The organism is Bacillus rhizoplanae, from assembly GCF_917563915.1.
Classification (GTDB): Bacteria; Bacillota; Bacilli; order Bacillales; family Bacillaceae_G; genus Bacillus_A; species Bacillus_A rhizoplanae.
Map to the genome: position 1 here is coordinate 71,353 of NZ_CAKJTI010000003.1, position 17,854 is coordinate 89,206.

Below are 17,854 nucleotides of genomic sequence, written 5' to 3' on the forward strand. Positions count from 1 at the left end.
ATAGGAAGTAAGACCTACAACCACATCAATATTTAGAGAAAACAAAGAAACTAGGTGGAGGATGGAAAACCCCTATCTGATTAAAATTTCACCTTATTCAAACTTCGTTATCATCGTACCAGTTTTATATTTATTATGCGGATCAAATCGTAATAAATCACCGTAAATGAGTTTATCAGAGTAATTCAATTCTGTTTTTGCCTTTTCGATATATGGTTGACAAATGTTAATATCAGTTGGCTCACCAGTTTTTTTGTTATAGCATACATTTTTTGTATACATATAATCATTTGTTACGAAACTACCGTCACGCATAACCACAAGTGGCTCATCGTTTGTTTCAAATAAATCTGTGCCAAATTCAATAGAATTGTTTGTTTTTATACCAAGTAAATGAAGAAGCGTCGGTTTTACATCAATTTGTCCAGAAACTTTTGAAATGATTTTTCCTTTCTGACCAGGAATATGTATGATGAGCGGTACCCTTTGCAGCTGCATCGTATCAAAAGGAGTAAGTGTTTCTTTTCCAACAAATTGTGCCATAGCAGCATTATGATTTTCAGAAATACCATAATGATCTCCGTAGATAATGATAATAGAACTGTCGTATAAGCCTTCTTTTTTTAATTGTTCAATAAAATGTTTCAGTGCTTCATCTGTATAACGTACAGTTGGAAAATAACGATTTACAACGCCGCTTTCTGAATTGTATTCATCAATGGATTGATCCTCCGGTTGTAGCAAAAAAGGAAAATGATTTGTTAATGTAATGAATTTCGTATAGAACGGCTGTGGTAAAGATTTTAATTTTGAAATAGATTGTTCAAAGAATTCTTTATCTTTTAATCCCCAACCAACAGACATTTGTTCTGTACCTGTATAGTCTTGTAAATTAAAATAACGATCATATCCGAGTGCAGGATACATCAAATCACGATTCCAAAATGTTTTATCATTTGAATGAAATACAGCAGAGTAATATCCATATTTTTTGAGTTGCTCTGGTGTGGCTGTATATTCATTATTAGCATGTGTAAAGAAAACAGAGCCACGATCAAGCGGGTATAAGGAGTTTTCAATAATAAACTCGGCATCCGATGTTTTCCCTTGTCCAGTTTGATGATAAAAGTTATCGAAATAATAGCTGTCTTTAATGAAGTCATTTAAAAATGGTGTAATTTCTTTTCCATTTATTTTTTGATTGATGACAAAACTTTGTGTGGACTCCATTGAAATTAAAATAACATTTTTACCTTTTGCCACGCCGAACAATTCTTTGTTTTCTTGTCTATCTTTTGTTTTCACGTAGTTATCAATTTCAGAAAAGCTATCTCCGCTTGCAAAAACACGTTGAGCAGAAGATTTCGATTGCAGTGCAATATCATAAACATGATAAGTATACAAACCAAGATTTTTCACAACCGTTTGGCGATCAAATGAATGTGAAAAAAGTTGTGGTTTATAAATAACTGAAACAACCATTTGCAAAGCTAATGCTGCTGTTACACCGCTAAAAAACGTTCGTTTCTCTTGCCGAGATAGAGGAGTAGTATCACAAAAATTAGGGAATTTACGAGATAAAATGGCTAAAATAATTACATCAGCAAATAAAAGAAGTGTTTTATATGTAAATAGTTCTTTAATACTTGTCCCTAAATCAGCCATGTTATTTGTTTGAAATAATACAGGGAATGTTACAAAATCATCATAAAATCCGTAAAACATAGCATTGCCAAATAAAATAAAGGATAGCACGATACTAATACTGATAATGATTCGGTTTCGATGTTTTGTTGCTAATAAAGCGAAACCGAAAAATAATAATAATGAAGCTAATGGATTAAAGAACAACATAATTTGTTCGAAAGCGTTATCAATTTTCATATCAAAAGCTAATTTGTATACAATATATGTTTTGATCCATAATAAGACGACAGCTACGAGAGCAAATCGTACTTTTGGAAACAAACGTTGTATCATAACGGGCTCCTCCTAGTACCTACAAGTAACCGCCTTTTTTATGTATATGACCGGCTACAGATCTATATGATTTTTTACTATGTGTACTATTATATAAAAACATAGTGAAATTGTGGATGATTTTCTAACAATTGGATAGAAAAAGAAGAGAAGGATAAAATAAAGGCATTGATTGAAAGATGGAGGAGTACTATGAAGAAAATATGTTGTTTTATATTAAGTTGTTTCATTTTACTTGGAAATCCAGCTTCTTTCTCTGCTGAGCATGAGCCATTATTACTAGAAGATGCACTTTATTCCGTGCTGTTTCCGAGAATAAATGAAGCAATTCAAAAACATTATGGAAAACAAAAGCCGTATGAGTGCCCTAAAATTGTTAGTATGAAAAAAATGTACAGCGGTACATATTTGTTTCGGTCATCTATCGAAATGATTAAATATGAGCCAGGAACAGGTGGGAAAAAGCTTCCGCCATTTGAAAAAGTAACGATTACATTTGAAAATGATAGTGGTGAATGGACTGTGAAAAATATAGATGTAAAGCGCTTACCAGATGATACGAAAATTAATTGTCGTAAACCGATTTGAAAAAAGTGTTTGACAAATAAATCAGTCATTTGCTATTGTTAATAGCAACAAAAAGATGCTTGAAAATTAAATAGACTTACCTCATCTACACTCGAAGGTAGAGGCTGCGGTAATCAAAAGTAAACTATGGGAAAAAAAGTGGTATTCGTGATCATAGGTTGAAAGGGGTTATCGCCGAAATATATGAATGACCACTTCATTCATATATTGGGACTGCATTGAATAAATGTAGTACTGTCATAAGTATTTTGCTTATGGAGAGCTATTAGGAGATGTTTGATGCGGTTTCTTATTTGAGAAAATAACAATACGTTTATTTTTTCGGCATATATTCTTCCAATAAGAAACGCGTGTGAACATTGTTCCGCGCGTTTTTTGTATATCTAAATTAGGAATAATAGTAATAAATAAGAAATGTAATAGAGGGTTTTGCGAAAACAAGGGAGGAATTCACATGTATTTACACGGCACAAGCCGCATTAATGAGCAAGGACACTTAGAAATTGGAGGATGCGATGCTACTGAACTTACAAGAACATATGGGACACCACTTTATGTTTACGATGAAGCAGCAATTCGTGAGAAATGTCGTGCATTTCATCGTGCTTTTAGGGAAAGTGGGTTCTCTTATCAAGTAGCATATGCAAGCAAAGCGTTCTTGTGCATGGAAATGTGCAGGTTAGCTGCCGAAGAAAATATGTCGCTAGATGTTGTGTCTAGCGGAGAACTATATACGGCGTTGCAAGCGGGATTTCCAGCAGAGCGCATCCATTTTCATGGTAATAATAAAACAGAAGAAGAAATAAGAATGGCATTAGAAGCTAACATTGGCTGCTTTGTTGTAGATAATTTTTTTGAACTAGAGGTATTGCATGATTTAGCGAAAGAATACGGGCAAGTTGTGAATATCTTGCTGCGTGTGACGCCGGGAGTAGAAGCGCATACACATGAATATATTACAACAGGTCAAGATGATTCTAAGTTTGGTTTTGGTATTTCAACAGGGCATGCATCACAAGCGATAAAAAGTGCATTAGAAAAATCAAACTATCGTGTATTAGGAATTCATTCTCATATCGGATCGCAAATTTTTGAGACGGCAGGATTTGTTCGTGCAATTGAAGTGCTTCGCAACTTCTTGGAAACAGTGAGAAAAGAAATGAACTATGTAACTCCAGTATTAAATGTAGGAGGCGGTTTTGGAATTCGCTATACGGAAGGGGATACACCTCTTGCCCTTGGTGAATATGTGAAAGCTGTGACAGATGCGGTGCGTGAGCAGTTTACAGTATGCGAATACCCCCTTCCAGAAATTTGGGTAGAACCAGGCCGTAGCATTGTTGGGGATGCAGGAACAACGCTGTATACAGTTGGAGCGATTAAAGATATTCCAGGTATCCGTAAATATGTATCGGTTGATGGAGGTATGACAGATAATCTTCGCCCAGCACTTTATGGAGCTCGTTATGAAGCATTGCTAGCAAATCGAGCAAATGAATCTGCTGAAGAGATTGTGTCAATTGCAGGCAAATGTTGTGAAAGTGGGGATATGCTCATTTGGGATGTAGAGCTTCCAAAAGTTGTTTCTTGTGATCTCTTAGCTATTTCTTGTACAGGGGCATATGGTTATTCGATGGCAAATAATTATAACCGTATTCGTCGTCCAGCAGTTGTGTTTGCAAAAAACGGAAAATCACAAGTTGTTGTAGAGAGAGAATCGTATGAAAATATTATTGAGAACGATCGCATACGTGTAAAGGAACTTGTATGACTACGTTCTTACTTAGCTGAAGTGGGAGTTGTTTAGGTGAACAACTCCTTCTTTGTCAAAAAAACATAAAATTTATCGGAAAACTAGGATTGAAAAAAATCAGAATTGTGATAAAATACAAATATAATTCTTATCAAGAGTGGCGGAGGGAACTGGCCCGAAGAAGCCCGGCAACCTACTTTATAGGAGTAAGGTGCTACTTCCAGCAAAATGGTATCCATTTTGGAAGATAAGGTAGATACGTTACCGGAACAGTCTTTTCGAAATGGGAAAGATTTTTTTTATGAAAAAAAGGGGGGCTGTTCGTGGGAGTACGCGGACAATTTGAAGAAGTAGCAAGTAAGATTCAATCTATGCTTGCTGATATGAAATATGGTTCTATTACAATTGTTGTGCAAGATGGTAAAGTGATTCAACTTGAAAAAAGTGAAAAAGTACGCTTAAAATAAGCACGCTGACTAGAAAAACTAGAGGCGGCCTAAATCTATTTCTATAGGTTAAGGCCGCCTTTTTGTATGGGCGTCGTGAAGGGAGAAAACGATGTTAACGTATGAAACTTGGCAAGATAATTTTGTTTCATTTCAGGAAGACGACGAAACGAAAGGCGCTTTGGCAGCAGTACGCTGGGCGTATGAACATTATGAGGACGATATTGTTTATGCATGCAGCTTTGGGGTAGAAGGAATGGTTTTATTGCACGTAATTAACCAAGTAAATCCATCTGCAAAGGTTGTATTTTTAGATACAAATGTTCATTTTCAAGAAACATATGATTTGATCAAAAAAGTTCGAGAACGATTTCCTAAGTTGAATATTATTGAAAAGCAGCCGGCACTTACACTTGAGGAACAAGCCAAAGAGCATGGTGATCAATTATGGGAACATAATCCAAATCTTTGTTGTCAATTAAGGAAAATTAAGCCGTTAGAAGAAGCGCTAACAGGTAGGAAAGCATGGATATCAGGTTTAAGAAGAGAACAGTCTGAAACGCGAAAGCATACGCAGTTTGTCAATCGAGATCAGCGCTTTCAATCTGTTAAAATCTGTCCGCTTATTCATTGGACTTGGAAAGAAGTGTGGCGCTACGTATACAAGTATAATTTGCCATACAACCCACTCCATGATATTGGGTATCCGAGCATCGGATGTGAAACATGTACCGTGCAGGTGCAAGAGGGTGGAGATTCGAGAGAGGGACGCTGGGTCGGAAAGCTGAAAACAGAGTGTGGTCTTCATTATCAATAAAGTGAAACTTCCATCAGTGTGGTTTTTCATTATCGTCCACTGATGGAATCTCTCACCAATCGGGCTCTTACTGCACGTTAGTACGGGGTGAAGACTATTATTCGTTAATACTTGATAAAGAAGGAGAAAAAGAAAATGAGTGATACAAAAATATTAGTCAATCGAATTGATGAAACATATGAAACAGCACATATTGTAAAAGAAATTGAGTTAGATGGAATCGCATTAAGTGATTTAGAACTCATTGCGATCGGTGGATATAGCCCACTTACTGGCTTTTTAGGAAAGAATGATTATGTGTCAGTAGTAGAAACAATGCGATTAGCAGATGGAGATGTATGGAGCATTCCAATTACATTACCTATATCAGAAGAAAAAGCGAAGGAATTAGAAGTAGGAGAAGAAGTTCGGCTTGTAAAAGAAGGTGTAACTTACGGTGTGATTCAAGTTCAAGAGATTTATGCGCCTGATAAAGAAAAGGAGGCGTTACTTGTCTATAAAACGGTAGAAGAAGCACATCCGGGTGTTAAGAAATTATACGATCGTCCGGATATATATGTGGGAGGACCAATTACGCTTGTGAAACGGATTGGAAAAGAAAAATTTGCCGCTTATCATTTAGATCCAAATGAAACGCGAGCAGAGTTTGCACGGCGTGATTGGAAAACAATCGTTGGTTTTCAAACAAGAAATCCAGTTCATCGCGCACATGAATATATTCAAAAAGCAGCGCTTGAAATTGTTGACGGCCTGTTTTTAAACCCGCTTGTTGGAGAAACGAAGTCAGATGATATTCCAGCTGATGTTCGAATGGAAAGTTACGAAGTACTTCTAGAAAACTACTATCCAAAAGATCGTGTCTTTTTAGCAGTATTTCCAGCAGCGATGCGATATGCTGGGCCGCGTGAAGCGATTTTCCATGCACTTGTAAGAAGAAACTTTGGGTGTACGCATTTTATTGTTGGCCGTGATCACGCTGGTGTTGGAAATTATTATGGTACGTATGAAGCGCAGGAAATTTTTACGAACTTTACAATAGAAGAATTAGGAATTACACCCCTCTTTTTTGAACATAGTTTTTATTGTGCGAAATGTGAGGGAATGGCATCAACGAAAACATGTCCGCACGGAAAAGAAGATCATGTCATTTTATCAGGTACAAAGGTAAGAGAGCTCTTACGAAATGGAGAACTGCCACCAAGTACATTTAGCCGTAAAGAAGTCGTAGAAGTTTTAATTCGCGGCTTGCAAAAAGAAGTTGTGACAAAGTAAGGAGAGAAAAAGATGGGGACAAATATTACTTGGCATACAGCATCTGTTTCAAAGGAAGAACGCCGAAAGCAAAACAAAAATTATAGCTTTGTTCTTTGGTTTACAGGGTTGTCAGCTTCTGGTAAATCAACGGTGGCAAACGCAGTAGCTCGCAAGTTATTTGATAAGAATATTGGTAATTATGTGTTAGACGGAGATAATATTCGTCACAGTTTAAATAAAGATTTAGGATTTTCAGAAGAGGATCGTACAGAAAATATTCGTCGCATTGGTGAAGTAGCGAAATTATTTGTTGATAACGGAACAATTGTATTAACAGCGTTTATTTCACCGTTTCGTGAAGATCGTCAGCAAGTACGTGACATATTAGAACAAGGGGAGTTTATTGAAGTATTTGTAAAGTGTCCAATTGAAGAATGTGAAAAACGTGATCCGAAAGGACTTTATAAAAAAGCAAGAAGCGGGGAGATTAAGCAATTTACGGGAATTGATTCTCCTTATGAAGAGCCAATTCAAGCTGAAGTTATTGTGGAAACGCATCGCTATTCTATTGAACAGTGTGCGGAGCAAATTATTGCTTATTTGCAAGAAAGAAGCTTTATCCCGCATTAACGGACAGTAAGACCACCACTGATGGAAGTTTCACTTTATCTAGGAGGAGATACATGATGAGTTATGAAAAAGTATGGGCAAACAATGAAAAGTTAAATGCAACAGAAAAAAAGAAATTAGAAAAAGACGGTTTAGAAATTTTTAAAGATATTCCGTATTATGCTGAGCATGGATTTGCGTCTATTCCGAAAGAAGAATGGGATTCTTTTAAGTGGGCAGGTTTATATTTGCAGCGCCCAAAAGAGGCGGGATATTTCATGATGCGTGTAAATATACCATCTGGAATTATAACAAACGAACAGGTGGAAACTCTTGCTTCTATCGCTGAAGATTACGGCCGTGATGTGCTTGATATTACAACGCGTCAAGCGATTCAGTTTCATTGGCTGCAAATTGAGCAAATTCCAGATATTCTGCAGCGGCTAGAGAAAGTAGGGTTATCCACAGCCGGTGCATGCGGTGATATTACACGTAATATTACAGGGAATCCGCTTGCTGGAATTGATGAAAATGAATTGTTTGATACACAAGTAATTGTGCAGGAAGTATATGAATATTTTCAGCATAATGAAGAGTTTTCAAATTTACCTCGCAAATTTAAAATGTCGATTAGTTCGAATGTGTACAATTCAGCAAATGCTGAGATTAACTGCGTGGCATTTACACCTGCAACGAAAGAAATTAACGGAGAAGCAGTCATTGGTTTTCATCTAAAAGTAGGTGGCGGTTTATCAGCGCGTCCATATTTAGCAGAAGAACTAGATGTATTTATTTTACCAGAGCAAGTGAAAGATGTAGCAATTGCCGTCGCAACCACTTTCCGTGATTTTGGATATCGTGAAAAGCGTCATCTTGCTCGTCTAAAATTTCTTGTTGCAGATTGGGGACCAGAAAAATTTAAAGAACAGTTATTACAATACACAGGAGCTTTACATGATAGAGGAGAAAGTGCTCTAAAGGGTTGGAATGCTGGTTATTTTTACGGTGTTCATAAGCAAAAGCAAGATGATTTATACTATGTTGGTTTTAATGTACCAGTTGGTCGCCTGCATGCAGAAGAAATGTATGAGATTGCTAGAATTACAAAACAGTATGGAAACGGTGAAATTCGTACATGTAATTCACAAAACTTTATTATTCCGAATGTACCACAAGAAAATATTGATGTCCTATTGCAAGAACCACTATTGGAAGCAATCTCTGCAAAACCAAAGTCATTTATCGGCTATGCAGTTTCTTGCACAGGTATTGAATATTGTAACTTGGCATTAGTGGAGACAAAAGAAAGATTACGCAATATTGCGCATTATTTGGATACACAGCTTGTATTAGATGTGCCAGTTCGTATTCATATGGTCGGTTGTCCAAATTCTTGCGGACAAAGACAAATTGCGGATATCGGTTTACAAGGTGTCAAAATGAAAACGAAAGAAAAAGGGATTGTTGAAGCTTTTGAAATTTATGTAGGTGGGACGTTACTAGACGGCGGTGCTTATAATGAAAAGCTAAAAGGGAAAATTGATGGTGAAGATTTGCCGCATGTTCTCGTTGCGTTTTTAACATATTTTAAAGAAAATAAACTTCCTAGTGAAACATTTTATGAGTTTGTTGGTCGTGTTGGAATAACGGATTTACAAGCAGCATTAAATACGATTTTAGAAGAAGTGATTGCATCTTAGGAGGGGAATAATATGGACTTATATCGTTTTGAAGCTGTTTTAGCAAATGGTGTTGTTCCTGTAGTCGTTGTTGCACAAAGTGAAGAGCAGGCATTTCGTCTCGTTGAAATAGAACTTGAAAAATATTTTTTGCCTTTACCGGAAGTGAAAGAGATTTCTTTATATGAGAAAAAGAAAATTCGAAAGGGTGCAGCTTTTGTTCTGCATGAACAGGAAACGACTTAATACGATGCTAACAGGCAGTAAGATAAGGATTTGTGAACTTCCATTTGTAGAAAAAATTCTACAAATGGAAGTTTCACTTTATTACTTGGTTGATGTTAAGTGTGTCATAAAGAAAAAATGCTCACAAGAGCCTGATTGGTCCGGTTAATGAAAGATGGGAGTTTCACTTTATAAAAGAAATGGGGAGAAAGTATGGGGAAAGTGTACATTGTTGGTGCGGGACCTGGCGACCCAGATTTAATTTCTGTTAAAGGAGTAAAATGTATTCAACGAGCAGATGTCATTTTATATGATCGTCTTGTGAATAAAGAATTACTTTCTTATGCAAAGCCAGAAGCGGATTTAATTTACTGCGGGAAACTTCCAAACTACCACACAATGAAGCAAGAAACGATTCATGCTTTTCTAGTGAAATATGCAAAGAAAGGCAAGATTGTGACGCGTCTAAAAGGCGGAGATCCTTTTGTGTTTGGAAGAGGCGGAGAAGAAGCGGAAGCATTGGTGAAACATGGTATTCCGTTTGAAGTTGTTCCAGGCATTACAGCTGGTATTGCAGCTTCTGCGTATGCGGGAATTCCTGTTACACACCGAGAAGCTAGTACAAGTTTTGCGGTTGTAACAGGGCACCGGAAAGAAGGTGCAGAAGAAGAGGTGAAGTGGGAAAACTTAGCGAAAGGTGTGGATACGCTTGCTGTTTATATGGGTGTAAGTAACCTTTCTTATATATGTGAACAGCTTTTAAAACATGGAAAAAGTGAACATACGCCGGTGGCAATGATAGAGTGGGGAACAACAGTATCTCAACGTACAATTACAGGAACATTAGGAACAATTGTATCTGTGGCAGAAAATGAACAAATTCAAAATCCAAGTATGATTGTAATTGGTGAAGTCGTACGCTTCCGTGAGAAAATTCATTGGTTTGAACAAACGTTTGAACATTCGCATCCACTTAGCGGAGCACTTTAATATGAAAGCAGTATTATATATTTGTCATGGCAGTCGTTTACAGAAAGCATGTGAAGAAGCAGCTGCTTTTGTTACATCTTGTATGGAGCGTATCTCAGCTCCTATTCAAGAAGTATCCTTTTTAGAATTAGCGTCCCCCTCGATTGCCGAGGGGGTTACAACTTGTATCCAAAAGGGAGCAACTGAAATTGTGATTGTCCCTGTCTTTTTATTAGCGGCAGTTCATGTCAAAAAGGATATTCCTGAGGAGTTAGAGCGGTTACAAAGTCAGTATCCTCATGTGTCATTTTTATATGGAAATCCATTTGGTGTTTCTCGCGAACTTGTTACTGCAGTTCTAGATGGTAGCGGAATTAAAACGATTGGCAAACGAGTTACCCTTTTACTTGTAGCAAGGGGGAGTAGTGATGAAGAAACGTTAAGAGATGTCAGGGACATTGCGACATTGTTTGAAACAGCGGATGAAGTAGCAGAGGTAGAAGTATGTTATTTAGCAGCGGCCAAGCCACAATTTGAAGAGAAGTTACATGAACTTGTCCAAACAACGAACGCCCCTATTGTTATCCTTCCGTATCTTTTGTTCACAGGATTGTTAATGAAGAGAATTGAAAAAGCAGTTCGGAAAAACAACCATTCTCACATTGTATTATGTCCGTATTTAAGCAAAAACCAGGCTTTTCAAGACATGCTAATAAAATGTACAGAAGAAATGATAAGGGAGGATGTATATGTACCCATTAACAGTGCGAATAAAGAATAAACGTGTTGTTTTCATTGGCGGCGGACGAGTCGCGGCATTTAAGATTGCACCTTTATTGCAAAAAGAAGCTAGTATTATTGTGATTAGTAGAAAACTTGATAAAAGTTTAGTTCAGCTTGTAGAAGAAGAGAAAATTCGCTGGTTTCAAAAAGAATATGAAACAAGTGATCTTGAAGGTGCGTTTTTAGTCGTAGCTGCAACGAGTGATGCACTGTTAAATGAGAGAATTGCAAATGACGCAGCACCGAATCAACTTGTAAATGTAATTACAAATCCTGAGAGCGGTAATGTTCATTTTCCGGCAGCTATTCATCGCGGGAAATTGAATATTGCTGTATCTACTGGCGGGGCAAGCCCAAAGCTTGCGAAAAAAATTCGTGATGAAATTGCAGGTAAATATGATGATAGTTATGAGGAATATGTAAATTTCTTATATGATGTACGTATGAAAGTGAAGCAGTTACAAGTAGATAAGAAGACGCAGAATGTTGTGTTACAGGAAGTGCTTAAGTCTGTTTATGTACAAAATGCACAGCAACGAGAAAAATTTTTGTATTCATTAAATGAAAACAAAACTTAGTATTTTGATAGTTTGTAATATTCTCCTCCTTTTAATAAAATAAAGAATGCATTGCTGAAAAGGGGGAGAAGAGATATGAAAATCAGAAATTCAGTAAAAGCATTAATTGTACGGGATGATCATTTTTTAGCAATTAAAAAGCGTGACCAAGATGGGGAGTACTATACACTGGCTGGCGGTGGTCAAGAACCAGGAGAAACATTTATAGAGACGGTAAAACGAGAGTGTTTAGAAGAAATTGGTGCAGCAGTGAAACCGAATGAGCTATTATTTATTAGAGAATATATTGGTAAAAATCATGAACATGCTGCGTTTGATTTTGATGTTCATCAAATTGAATATATGTTCTCATGTACACTTCTTAGTGAACCGAATATAGAACGCGCAACAGAGCTAGATACAGATCAAATTGGAGTAGAGTGGTTGCCGTTACGTAACATTGAGCAGTATCGCTTATATCCGCAAACACTACGTGTCTACTTGCAACGACATTTTATTCATCATGAAAAGACAGAAGTATATTTAGGAGATGTAAATTAATTTGTTCTTTACAAATGCAATAATCTCCTCTATAATCACAATGAACTTCAATACATGAAATCAATGAGCAAGAAGAGTACGTATATTTGAAGCGTTCAGAGAGCTGGGAGAAGGTGCGAGCCCGGTACGATAAAATATACAGAATGGGCTTGCGAGAGGTATGTTGAACTAATAGTAGGCAACCCGGGTTCCGCCGTTACAAGGATAAGGTATCGGAAGCATTCCTGTACCTGAAAAGTGGGATAATTATATCCAATTGAGGTGGTACCACGGTATTATATTACATATATCGTCCTCTACATGCATCATAGCGTGTAGGGGACTTTTTTATTTTCTAAAGGAGGTGGGCGAGTATGAACTGAAAGTATATGAATGAAAAAAATGGAAATATTCAGATCAGGAGAAGTGAAAATGAAAGAAACACAGCAATGGACGTCGAAAATTGGTTTTGTACTCGCAGCAGCCGGGGCAGCAGTTGGACTTGGGGCAATTTGGAAGTTTCCGTATGTTGCCGGAAATAGTGGAGGAGGAGCCTTTTTCCTTGTCTTTTTATTCATGACAGTATTTATCGGTCTGCCGCTTTTAGTGGCGGAATTTGTTATCGGTCGTAGTACGCAAAAAGAAGCAGTGACAGCATATAAAGTATTAGTACCAAATAATAAATTATATCCATGGATTGGCCGCATGGGAGTTGTAACATGTTTTTGTGTTTTAGCATTTTATAGTGTTGTTGGAGGCTGGATTTTACTTTATTTGTTTTATAGTGTAACGGGTGGATTATGGGGGGATGCTGTTGATTACGCAAAGTTGTTTGGAGAAACAATCTCAAATCCAGTAAGTGCAATTGGCGCACAATTCCTTTTCATGCTTTGCACAATTTTTATAGTAAGTAAAGGTGTAGAAAAAGGAATTGAAAAAGCAAGTAAGTATATGATGCCGCTATTATTTGTTCTGTTTCTTGCAATTATTGTTCGTTCTCTTACATTAGACGGAGCGTGGGAAGGCGTTAAATTTTTCTTAAAACCGGATTTCTCGAAATTGACAGCAAAAACAATTTTATATGCGATGGGGCAATCGTTCTTTTCATTAACAGTTGGAGCGTCTGTTATGGTCACATATAGTTCTTATTTGAAAAAAGAAGAACATTTAGCAAAATCAGCAATATCGATTACAAGCTTAACGGTTTTTATTACTGTACTTGCAGGGCTAGCGATTTTTCCAGCGATTTTTGCGTTAGGTGTTAGTCCAACAGAAGGGCCAGGGTTACTATTTGTCGTTCTTCCCGCTGTGTTTGGAACAATTCCTTTCGGGCATTTTTTCTTTATTTTATTCTTAATTCTATTTTTCTTTGCAACGCTTACATCGGCAATTTCTATGCTCGAAATTGTTGTTGCTTCCGTAGCGAAAGAGGATGAAAAGAAGCGTCCATCAGCATCGCTCTTAATTGGATTACTTATTTTCGTAGTTGGAATTCCAGCAGCATTATCATTTGGAATCATGAGCGATGTGAAATTATTCGGAAAGACAGTTTTTGATTTATTGGATTTTTCGGTGAGTAACGTATTACTTCCACTTGGTGTACTAGCAATTTCGCTTTTTGTACCAAATAAAATGAAGAAAGAGTTGTTAATACAAGAATTAGAAGTCAAAGACACAAGAGGGAAGATATTATTTAACGTATGGTTTTTCTTGCTTCGTTACGTTATTCCGATTACGGTTCTTCTTGTCTTTTTAAACGTTATTGGTGTACTTTAGTTAATAAAAAACGGAGAATATTCTCCGTTTTTTATCCCGCATTAACGGGCAGTAAGACCCCACCTCAAGATTCAGAAAAAACAAAGAAGATAGGTGGGGGATAACTGCCCGTAAAAGCCCGATTGGCTCAACTAACCATCAGTGAGAAAAGCGTCACTGATGGAAGTTTCACTTTATTATGATGTAGAAGTTTGTAATAGACGAGTATATGTTTTAAAACCTACAACGGCTGCGATGAAGGCACCAATAAAAAAGATACCGGATCCAACTAATGAAAATAATCGGCCTATAAATGTCTCTTTGGCTTCTTGTAATTCTGCAATTGCTTGTGATTCTTGATTCATGTGTAGACCTCCTCAAAAAGCTTTTATGTTATTATATGTGTAATGCCTAGAAGGTGTTAAAAATCATAAAATATATATAAGAAGTACATGTGAAAGATGGGATTCACTTGTTTTCCATAAATAAAAAAACTCGGCAATTGCCGAGTTTTTTTATTTAATATAAGGAGCTGGATCTACAGCATTTGATTTTGCTTGATTCCACTCGCCGATGTGCAGTTCGAAGTGCAAGTGTTGTCCTTCTGAATCACCTGTATTTCCCATAAAACCGAGTTGTTGGCCTTGTGTTACTTTTTGTCCAACTGAAACAGAGCGGCTACTCATATGAGCATAAACAGTTGTATATGTTTGACCGTTCATACGGTGCGATAAGTATACAACATTTCCGTAGCTACTAGAGAAATCGGAGCGAATAACAACTCCATCGGCTGCAGCGACAATTGGTACGGTTCCAGGAGCTGCAATATCAAGTCCTTTATGACGATCACGTGATGGATCATTAAATCCAGAAGAAAATCTACCAGCTGCTGGTTTAATAAAACCGCCAGTATTTTTCACTTGAGATGTAGGTTGGGCTTGCGCTTGCGCTGAAGGAGCGGCTTGCTGAGATTGTTTTTGTTCTTGAGATTGTTTTTGTTCTTGAGATTGTTTTTGTTCTTGAGATTGTTTTTGTTCCTGAGCTCTTTTTGCTTCTTCAGCTTTTTTTGCTTCTGCTGCACGTTTTTCCTCTTCAACTGCATTTTGAACAGCTTGACGTTGGTTTTCTAAAATAGTCTTTGATTCATCTAAACTTTCCATCTCAGAATCTATCTTTGAAGCTTTTTTGTGTAAATCGGTAATTAATGCTTGCTGTTGTTGCTGATTTGCTTGTAGTTCTTGCTGTTGTTTCTGTAATGTTTGTTCAGATTCCTTAAGTTGTGATTCCTTTTTCTCAATCGCTTCTTTTTCTTTTTTAACAGTTTCTTGATCTTGTGTTTGCTGTTTTACGATATCTGTATCATTATTTAAAATTACACTTACAGAATACATATTTTCTATTAGTTCAGCGATATTGTTCGTGTTAATTAATACTTCTGTAATTAAATTTGTACGTGGCTGCTCTTGCATGGACTGTAATCTCTGCTTAATTACTTCTTGACGTGTATCAATTTTTTTCTGTAGTTCTTCAATATGTTTCTTTTTCTCATCAATACTGTTTTGTGTTTTTTCGATTTCAGCTTTTGTTGCGTTTAAATCTGCTTCATTTTTATTAATAGAAGCAGTTAATTCATCGATTTTTTTCTGTAAATCTTGTATTTCTTTTTCGATTTGTTGTTTTTCAGCTGATTTCGTATGTATTTCTTGTTGTTTACCTTCTAATTGTGATTGGATATTAGATAATTTATCTTGACTCGTCTCCGCATATACTGGTGAAAGCAATGGAGAAACGAAAATAGAGCCGGCTGTCAGTAAACTAAACGCTGTTATTTTTTTGTTCATCTGTCTATCCCCTTTCCCTATTCTATATAATCACAGAAAGGAGAAAAATGTCTATGTTGTAATGATAATGTAAAAAAATATTTAAGTAATTGTTATTAAATGTCGGAAATTACAAGAAAATCATGTATAAATTGTTCGTCTCTACTATGAAAATTTATTGATGTTACGAACTAACATATATCGAGAAATAAGAGAAGAAGGAATCGTTCTCATGTGAGGTCTTCTGACATCAGGTTTATTTTTGTCAAGAAAAATATTTGCACAGAGGAAAATTTATTTAGTTGTCAGATTTCTATTTTTGCCTTATCATTTTAATAGGGGCGAAAGTATTGAATAGTCTCATAATATTTAATACTGCGATTTTTATATTTTAGTAGAAAAATAGAATATAAAAAATTAGGAACATCTAAGAAGGGGGTTGCAGCAAGTATGAAAAGAATTGGACTTGCATGGCAAATTTTAATAGGTCTTGCTCTCGGTATTGCCGTAGGAGCAATTTTTTATGGTGATCCGATGGTTGGTAAGATTTTACAACCGATTGGTGATATTTTTATCCGCTTAATTAAAATGATCGTCGTACCGATCGTTGTTGCCAGTCTTATTATTGGGGTGGCAGGCGTTGGTGATATCAAAAAGCTTGGCCGATTAGGCGGGAAAACAATCCTTTATTTTGAAATCATTACAACAATTGCGATTATTGTTGGTTTATTAGTAGCAAATATATTCCAGCCAGGAAAAGGCGTGGATATGTCAGAATTACAAAAAACAGATATTTCTAAGTATACAGCTACAACAGAGCAAGTACAGCACCACTCATTTGCAGACACATTTGTAAATATCGTTCCAACGAATATTATGGACTCGTTAGCAAAAGGTGATATGCTTCCAATTATTTTCTTCTCTGTATTATTTGGTTTAGGAGTAGCTGCAATTGGAGAAAGAGGGAAGCCAGTTCTGAATTTCTTCCAAGGTGTAGCAGATGCAATGTTTTGGGTGACAAATCAAGTAATGAAATTTGCGCCGTTTGGTGTATTTGCGTTAATTGGCGTAACGGTTTCTAAGTTTGGTGTAGCATCATTAATTCCGCTAGGTAAGTTAGTTATTGTTGTTTATGGAGCAATGATTTTCTTCGTTGTTGTTGTATTAGGTCTTACGGCAAAAATATTTGGAATTAATATTTTTCAGTTCTTTAAGATTTTAAAAGACGAGCTTATTTTAGCTTATTCTACAGCGAGCTCAGAGACGGTTCTACCAAAGATTATGGAAAAGATGGAGCGTTTTGGTTGCCCGAAAGCCATTACATCTTTTGTTATTCCGACAGGTTATTCATTTAACTTAGATGGTTCAACATTATATCAAGCAATTGCCGCTCTTTTCTTAGCGCAAATGTATGGTATTCATTTATCAATTTCAGAGCAAATTACATTGCTTCTCGTATTAATGGTTACTTCAAAAGGTATTGCAGGTGTACCAGGCGTATCATTCGTTGTATTATTAGCAACGCTTCATACAGTAGGTATTCCGGCTGAAGGTTTAGCGTTTATCGCTGGTATTGACCGTATTTTAGATATGGCACGTACAGCAGTAAACGTAGTAGGTAACTCATTAGCTGCAGTTGTTATGTCTAAATGGGAAGGACAGTACGACGCAGAAAAAGGACAAGCTTATTTGAAAGAGATTTCAGAGAAGCAAGCAGCTTAAATTCTAACAAAACCCTCACGTTATACGTGAGGGTTTTTCTGTATGAAAGGAGTAATTCATTCGTAATTTTGTATAAATATCAAAAAAATACCAACTATTTTGATAGAAATAATGTTTGACATTTTCTTCTGCAGTGAGTAAAGTAAGAAGAGATTGATTCAAGCAAAATATAATATGAAACCTTCTTATCAAGAGAGGCGGAGGGACTGGCCCTACGATGCCTCGGCAGCGGACTCATTTAGAGTGCTGTGCCAAATCCAGCAAGCGACATGCTTGGTAGATGAGAAGAGTGTTTCTTATATGATATATAAGACCTCTTCTCTTTAGAAGAGGTCTTTTTCGCTCTTGTGAAGGAAA

The 17,854-nt window shown here is 36.6% G+C and carries 17 protein-coding genes, 3 riboswitches and 1 other annotated feature; of the genes, 14 read left to right on the forward strand and 3 right to left on the reverse strand.

From position 1 onward, the window contains the following. Positions 1 to 93 precede the first annotated feature (93 nt). On the reverse strand, positions 94 to 1,980 hold the full coding sequence (locus tag LRP84_RS04220) for an LTA synthase family protein (protein ID WP_230573934.1): 1,887 nt from the start codon (positions 1,978 to 1,980) through the stop codon (positions 94 to 96). Positions 1,981 to 2,172: 192 nt separating this feature from the next. On the opposite strand from LRP84_RS04220, the gene LRP84_RS04225 reads away from it, so the two are divergent. The 13 genes from LRP84_RS04225 (at position 2,173) to LRP84_RS04285 (ending at position 13,976) form a co-directional block, all read left to right on the forward strand. Next, positions 2,173 to 2,568 (forward strand): DUF3888 domain-containing protein, encoded by a 396-nt coding sequence (locus LRP84_RS04225; RefSeq protein ID WP_230573935.1) that lies wholly within the window; start codon positions 2,173 to 2,175, stop codon positions 2,566 to 2,568. A gap of 90 nt (positions 2,569 to 2,658) precedes the next feature. Then, positions 2,659 to 2,841: riboswitch (Lysine riboswitch) on the forward strand. Between the two features lie 181 nt (positions 2,842 to 3,022). Then, positions 3,023 to 4,339 (forward strand): diaminopimelate decarboxylase, encoded by a 1,317-nt coding sequence (gene lysA, locus LRP84_RS04230; protein WP_230573936.1) that lies wholly within the window; start codon positions 3,023 to 3,025, stop codon positions 4,337 to 4,339. 127 nt (positions 4,340 to 4,466) lie between these two features. Beyond that, positions 4,467 to 4,575, forward strand: a riboswitch (SAM riboswitch). A 69-nt stretch (positions 4,576 to 4,644) separates the two neighbouring features. Continuing rightward, positions 4,645 to 4,788 (forward strand): YezD family protein, encoded by a 144-nt coding sequence (locus tag LRP84_RS04235; RefSeq protein WP_098309583.1) that lies wholly within the window; start codon positions 4,645 to 4,647, stop codon positions 4,786 to 4,788. Positions 4,789 to 4,879: 91 nt separating this feature from the next. Continuing rightward, positions 4,880 to 5,584: a phosphoadenylyl-sulfate reductase gene (locus LRP84_RS04240; RefSeq protein ID WP_230573937.1), complete on the forward strand. Its 705-nt coding sequence runs from the start codon at positions 4,880 to 4,882 to the stop codon at positions 5,582 to 5,584. A 135-nt stretch (positions 5,585 to 5,719) separates the two neighbouring features. After that, a complete protein-coding gene (sat, locus tag LRP84_RS04245) occupies positions 5,720 to 6,856 on the forward strand; it encodes a sulfate adenylyltransferase (protein WP_230573938.1) in 1,137 nt (378 codons plus the stop codon). A gap of 12 nt (positions 6,857 to 6,868) precedes the next feature. Continuing rightward, positions 6,869 to 7,468, forward strand: coding sequence for an adenylyl-sulfate kinase (gene cysC, locus LRP84_RS04250; RefSeq protein ID WP_230573939.1), 600 nt, complete (start codon positions 6,869 to 6,871; stop codon positions 7,466 to 7,468). 56 nt (positions 7,469 to 7,524) lie between these two features. Further along, positions 7,525 to 9,147: a nitrite/sulfite reductase gene (locus tag LRP84_RS04255; protein ID WP_230573940.1), complete on the forward strand. Its 1,623-nt coding sequence runs from the start codon at positions 7,525 to 7,527 to the stop codon at positions 9,145 to 9,147. 12 nt (positions 9,148 to 9,159) lie between these two features. Further along, entirely contained in the window at positions 9,160 to 9,372 is a 213-nt protein-coding gene (locus LRP84_RS04260) for a DUF3906 family protein (protein ID WP_098309491.1), read from the forward strand. 192 nt (positions 9,373 to 9,564) lie between these two features. After that, positions 9,565 to 10,341, forward strand: a complete 777-nt coding sequence (cobA, locus tag LRP84_RS04265; RefSeq protein WP_230573941.1) for a uroporphyrinogen-III C-methyltransferase — start codon at positions 9,565 to 9,567, stop codon at positions 10,339 to 10,341. A gap of 1 nt (position 10,342) precedes the next feature. Continuing rightward, positions 10,343 to 11,101 (forward strand): sirohydrochlorin chelatase, encoded by a 759-nt coding sequence (locus LRP84_RS04270; RefSeq protein WP_230573942.1) that lies wholly within the window; start codon positions 10,343 to 10,345, stop codon positions 11,099 to 11,101. Further along, a complete protein-coding gene (locus LRP84_RS04275) occupies positions 11,070 to 11,681 on the forward strand; it encodes an NAD(P)-binding protein (RefSeq protein ID WP_230573943.1) in 612 nt (203 codons plus the stop codon). Before LRP84_RS04270 ends, LRP84_RS04275 begins: the two co-directional genes overlap by 32 nt. Before the next feature lie 75 nt (positions 11,682 to 11,756). Continuing rightward, on the forward strand, positions 11,757 to 12,221 hold the full coding sequence (locus tag LRP84_RS04280) for an NUDIX domain-containing protein (RefSeq protein ID WP_230573944.1): 465 nt from the start codon (positions 11,757 to 11,759) through the stop codon (positions 12,219 to 12,221). Positions 12,222 to 12,275: 54 nt separating this feature from the next. Next, positions 12,276 to 12,521 (forward strand) — a binding site (T-box leader). A gap of 111 nt (positions 12,522 to 12,632) precedes the next feature. Next, positions 12,633 to 13,976, forward strand: a complete 1,344-nt coding sequence (locus LRP84_RS04285; RefSeq protein ID WP_230573945.1) for a sodium-dependent transporter — start codon at positions 12,633 to 12,635, stop codon at positions 13,974 to 13,976. Between the two features lie 176 nt (positions 13,977 to 14,152). Here LRP84_RS04285 and LRP84_RS04290 read toward each other — a convergent pair whose 3' ends face one another. Together LRP84_RS04290 and LRP84_RS04295 are read right to left on the reverse strand one after the other, a co-directional pair. Then, complete coding sequence (locus tag LRP84_RS04290; RefSeq protein WP_230573946.1) at positions 14,153 to 14,320, reverse strand: hypothetical protein; 168 nt, start codon at positions 14,318 to 14,320, stop codon at positions 14,153 to 14,155. A gap of 150 nt (positions 14,321 to 14,470) precedes the next feature. Continuing rightward, complete coding sequence (locus LRP84_RS04295) at positions 14,471 to 15,796, reverse strand: murein hydrolase activator EnvC family protein (protein ID WP_230573947.1); 1,326 nt, start codon at positions 15,794 to 15,796, stop codon at positions 14,471 to 14,473. 429 nt (positions 15,797 to 16,225) lie between these two features. Here LRP84_RS04295 and gltP point away from each other — a divergent pair, with 429 nt between their 5' ends. Beyond that, on the forward strand, positions 16,226 to 17,497 hold the full coding sequence (gene gltP, locus LRP84_RS04300) for a glutamate/aspartate:proton symporter GltP (RefSeq protein WP_230573948.1): 1,272 nt from the start codon (positions 16,226 to 16,228) through the stop codon (positions 17,495 to 17,497). A 182-nt stretch (positions 17,498 to 17,679) separates the two neighbouring features. Beyond that, positions 17,680 to 17,784, forward strand: a riboswitch (SAM riboswitch). The last annotated feature ends 70 nt before the right edge of the window (positions 17,785 to 17,854 follow it).

Excerpts from the sequence above, each read along its gene's own strand:
- LRP84_RS04220 (WP_230573934.1), bottom strand. The coding sequence starts at position 1,980 with ATGATACAACGTTTGTTTCCAAAAGTACGATTTGCTCTCGTAGCTGTC.
- LRP84_RS04225 (WP_230573935.1), top strand. The coding sequence starts at position 2,173 with ATGAAGAAAATATGTTGTTTTATATTAAGTTGTTTCATTTTACTTGGA.
- lysA (WP_230573936.1), top strand. The coding sequence starts at position 3,023 with ATGTATTTACACGGCACAAGCCGCATTAATGAGCAAGGACACTTAGAA.
- LRP84_RS04240 (WP_230573937.1), top strand. The coding sequence starts at position 4,880 with ATGTTAACGTATGAAACTTGGCAAGATAATTTTGTTTCATTTCAGGAA.
- sat (WP_230573938.1), top strand. The coding sequence starts at position 5,720 with ATGAGTGATACAAAAATATTAGTCAATCGAATTGATGAAACATATGAA.
- cysC (WP_230573939.1), top strand. The coding sequence starts at position 6,869 with ATGGGGACAAATATTACTTGGCATACAGCATCTGTTTCAAAGGAAGAA.
- LRP84_RS04255 (WP_230573940.1), top strand. The coding sequence starts at position 7,525 with ATGAGTTATGAAAAAGTATGGGCAAACAATGAAAAGTTAAATGCAACA.
- LRP84_RS04260 (WP_098309491.1), top strand. The coding sequence starts at position 9,160 with ATGGACTTATATCGTTTTGAAGCTGTTTTAGCAAATGGTGTTGTTCCT.
- cobA (WP_230573941.1), top strand. The coding sequence starts at position 9,565 with ATGGGGAAAGTGTACATTGTTGGTGCGGGACCTGGCGACCCAGATTTA.
- LRP84_RS04270 (WP_230573942.1), top strand. The coding sequence starts at position 10,343 with ATGAAAGCAGTATTATATATTTGTCATGGCAGTCGTTTACAGAAAGCA.
- LRP84_RS04275 (WP_230573943.1), top strand. The coding sequence starts at position 11,070 with ATGTACCCATTAACAGTGCGAATAAAGAATAAACGTGTTGTTTTCATT.
- LRP84_RS04280 (WP_230573944.1), top strand. The coding sequence starts at position 11,757 with ATGAAAATCAGAAATTCAGTAAAAGCATTAATTGTACGGGATGATCAT.
- LRP84_RS04285 (WP_230573945.1), top strand. The coding sequence starts at position 12,633 with ATGAAAGAAACACAGCAATGGACGTCGAAAATTGGTTTTGTACTCGCA.
- LRP84_RS04290 (WP_230573946.1), bottom strand. The coding sequence starts at position 14,320 with ATGAATCAAGAATCACAAGCAATTGCAGAATTACAAGAAGCCAAAGAG.
- LRP84_RS04295 (WP_230573947.1), bottom strand. The coding sequence starts at position 15,796 with ATGAACAAAAAAATAACAGCGTTTAGTTTACTGACAGCCGGCTCTATT.
- gltP (WP_230573948.1), top strand. The coding sequence starts at position 16,226 with ATGAAAAGAATTGGACTTGCATGGCAAATTTTAATAGGTCTTGCTCTC.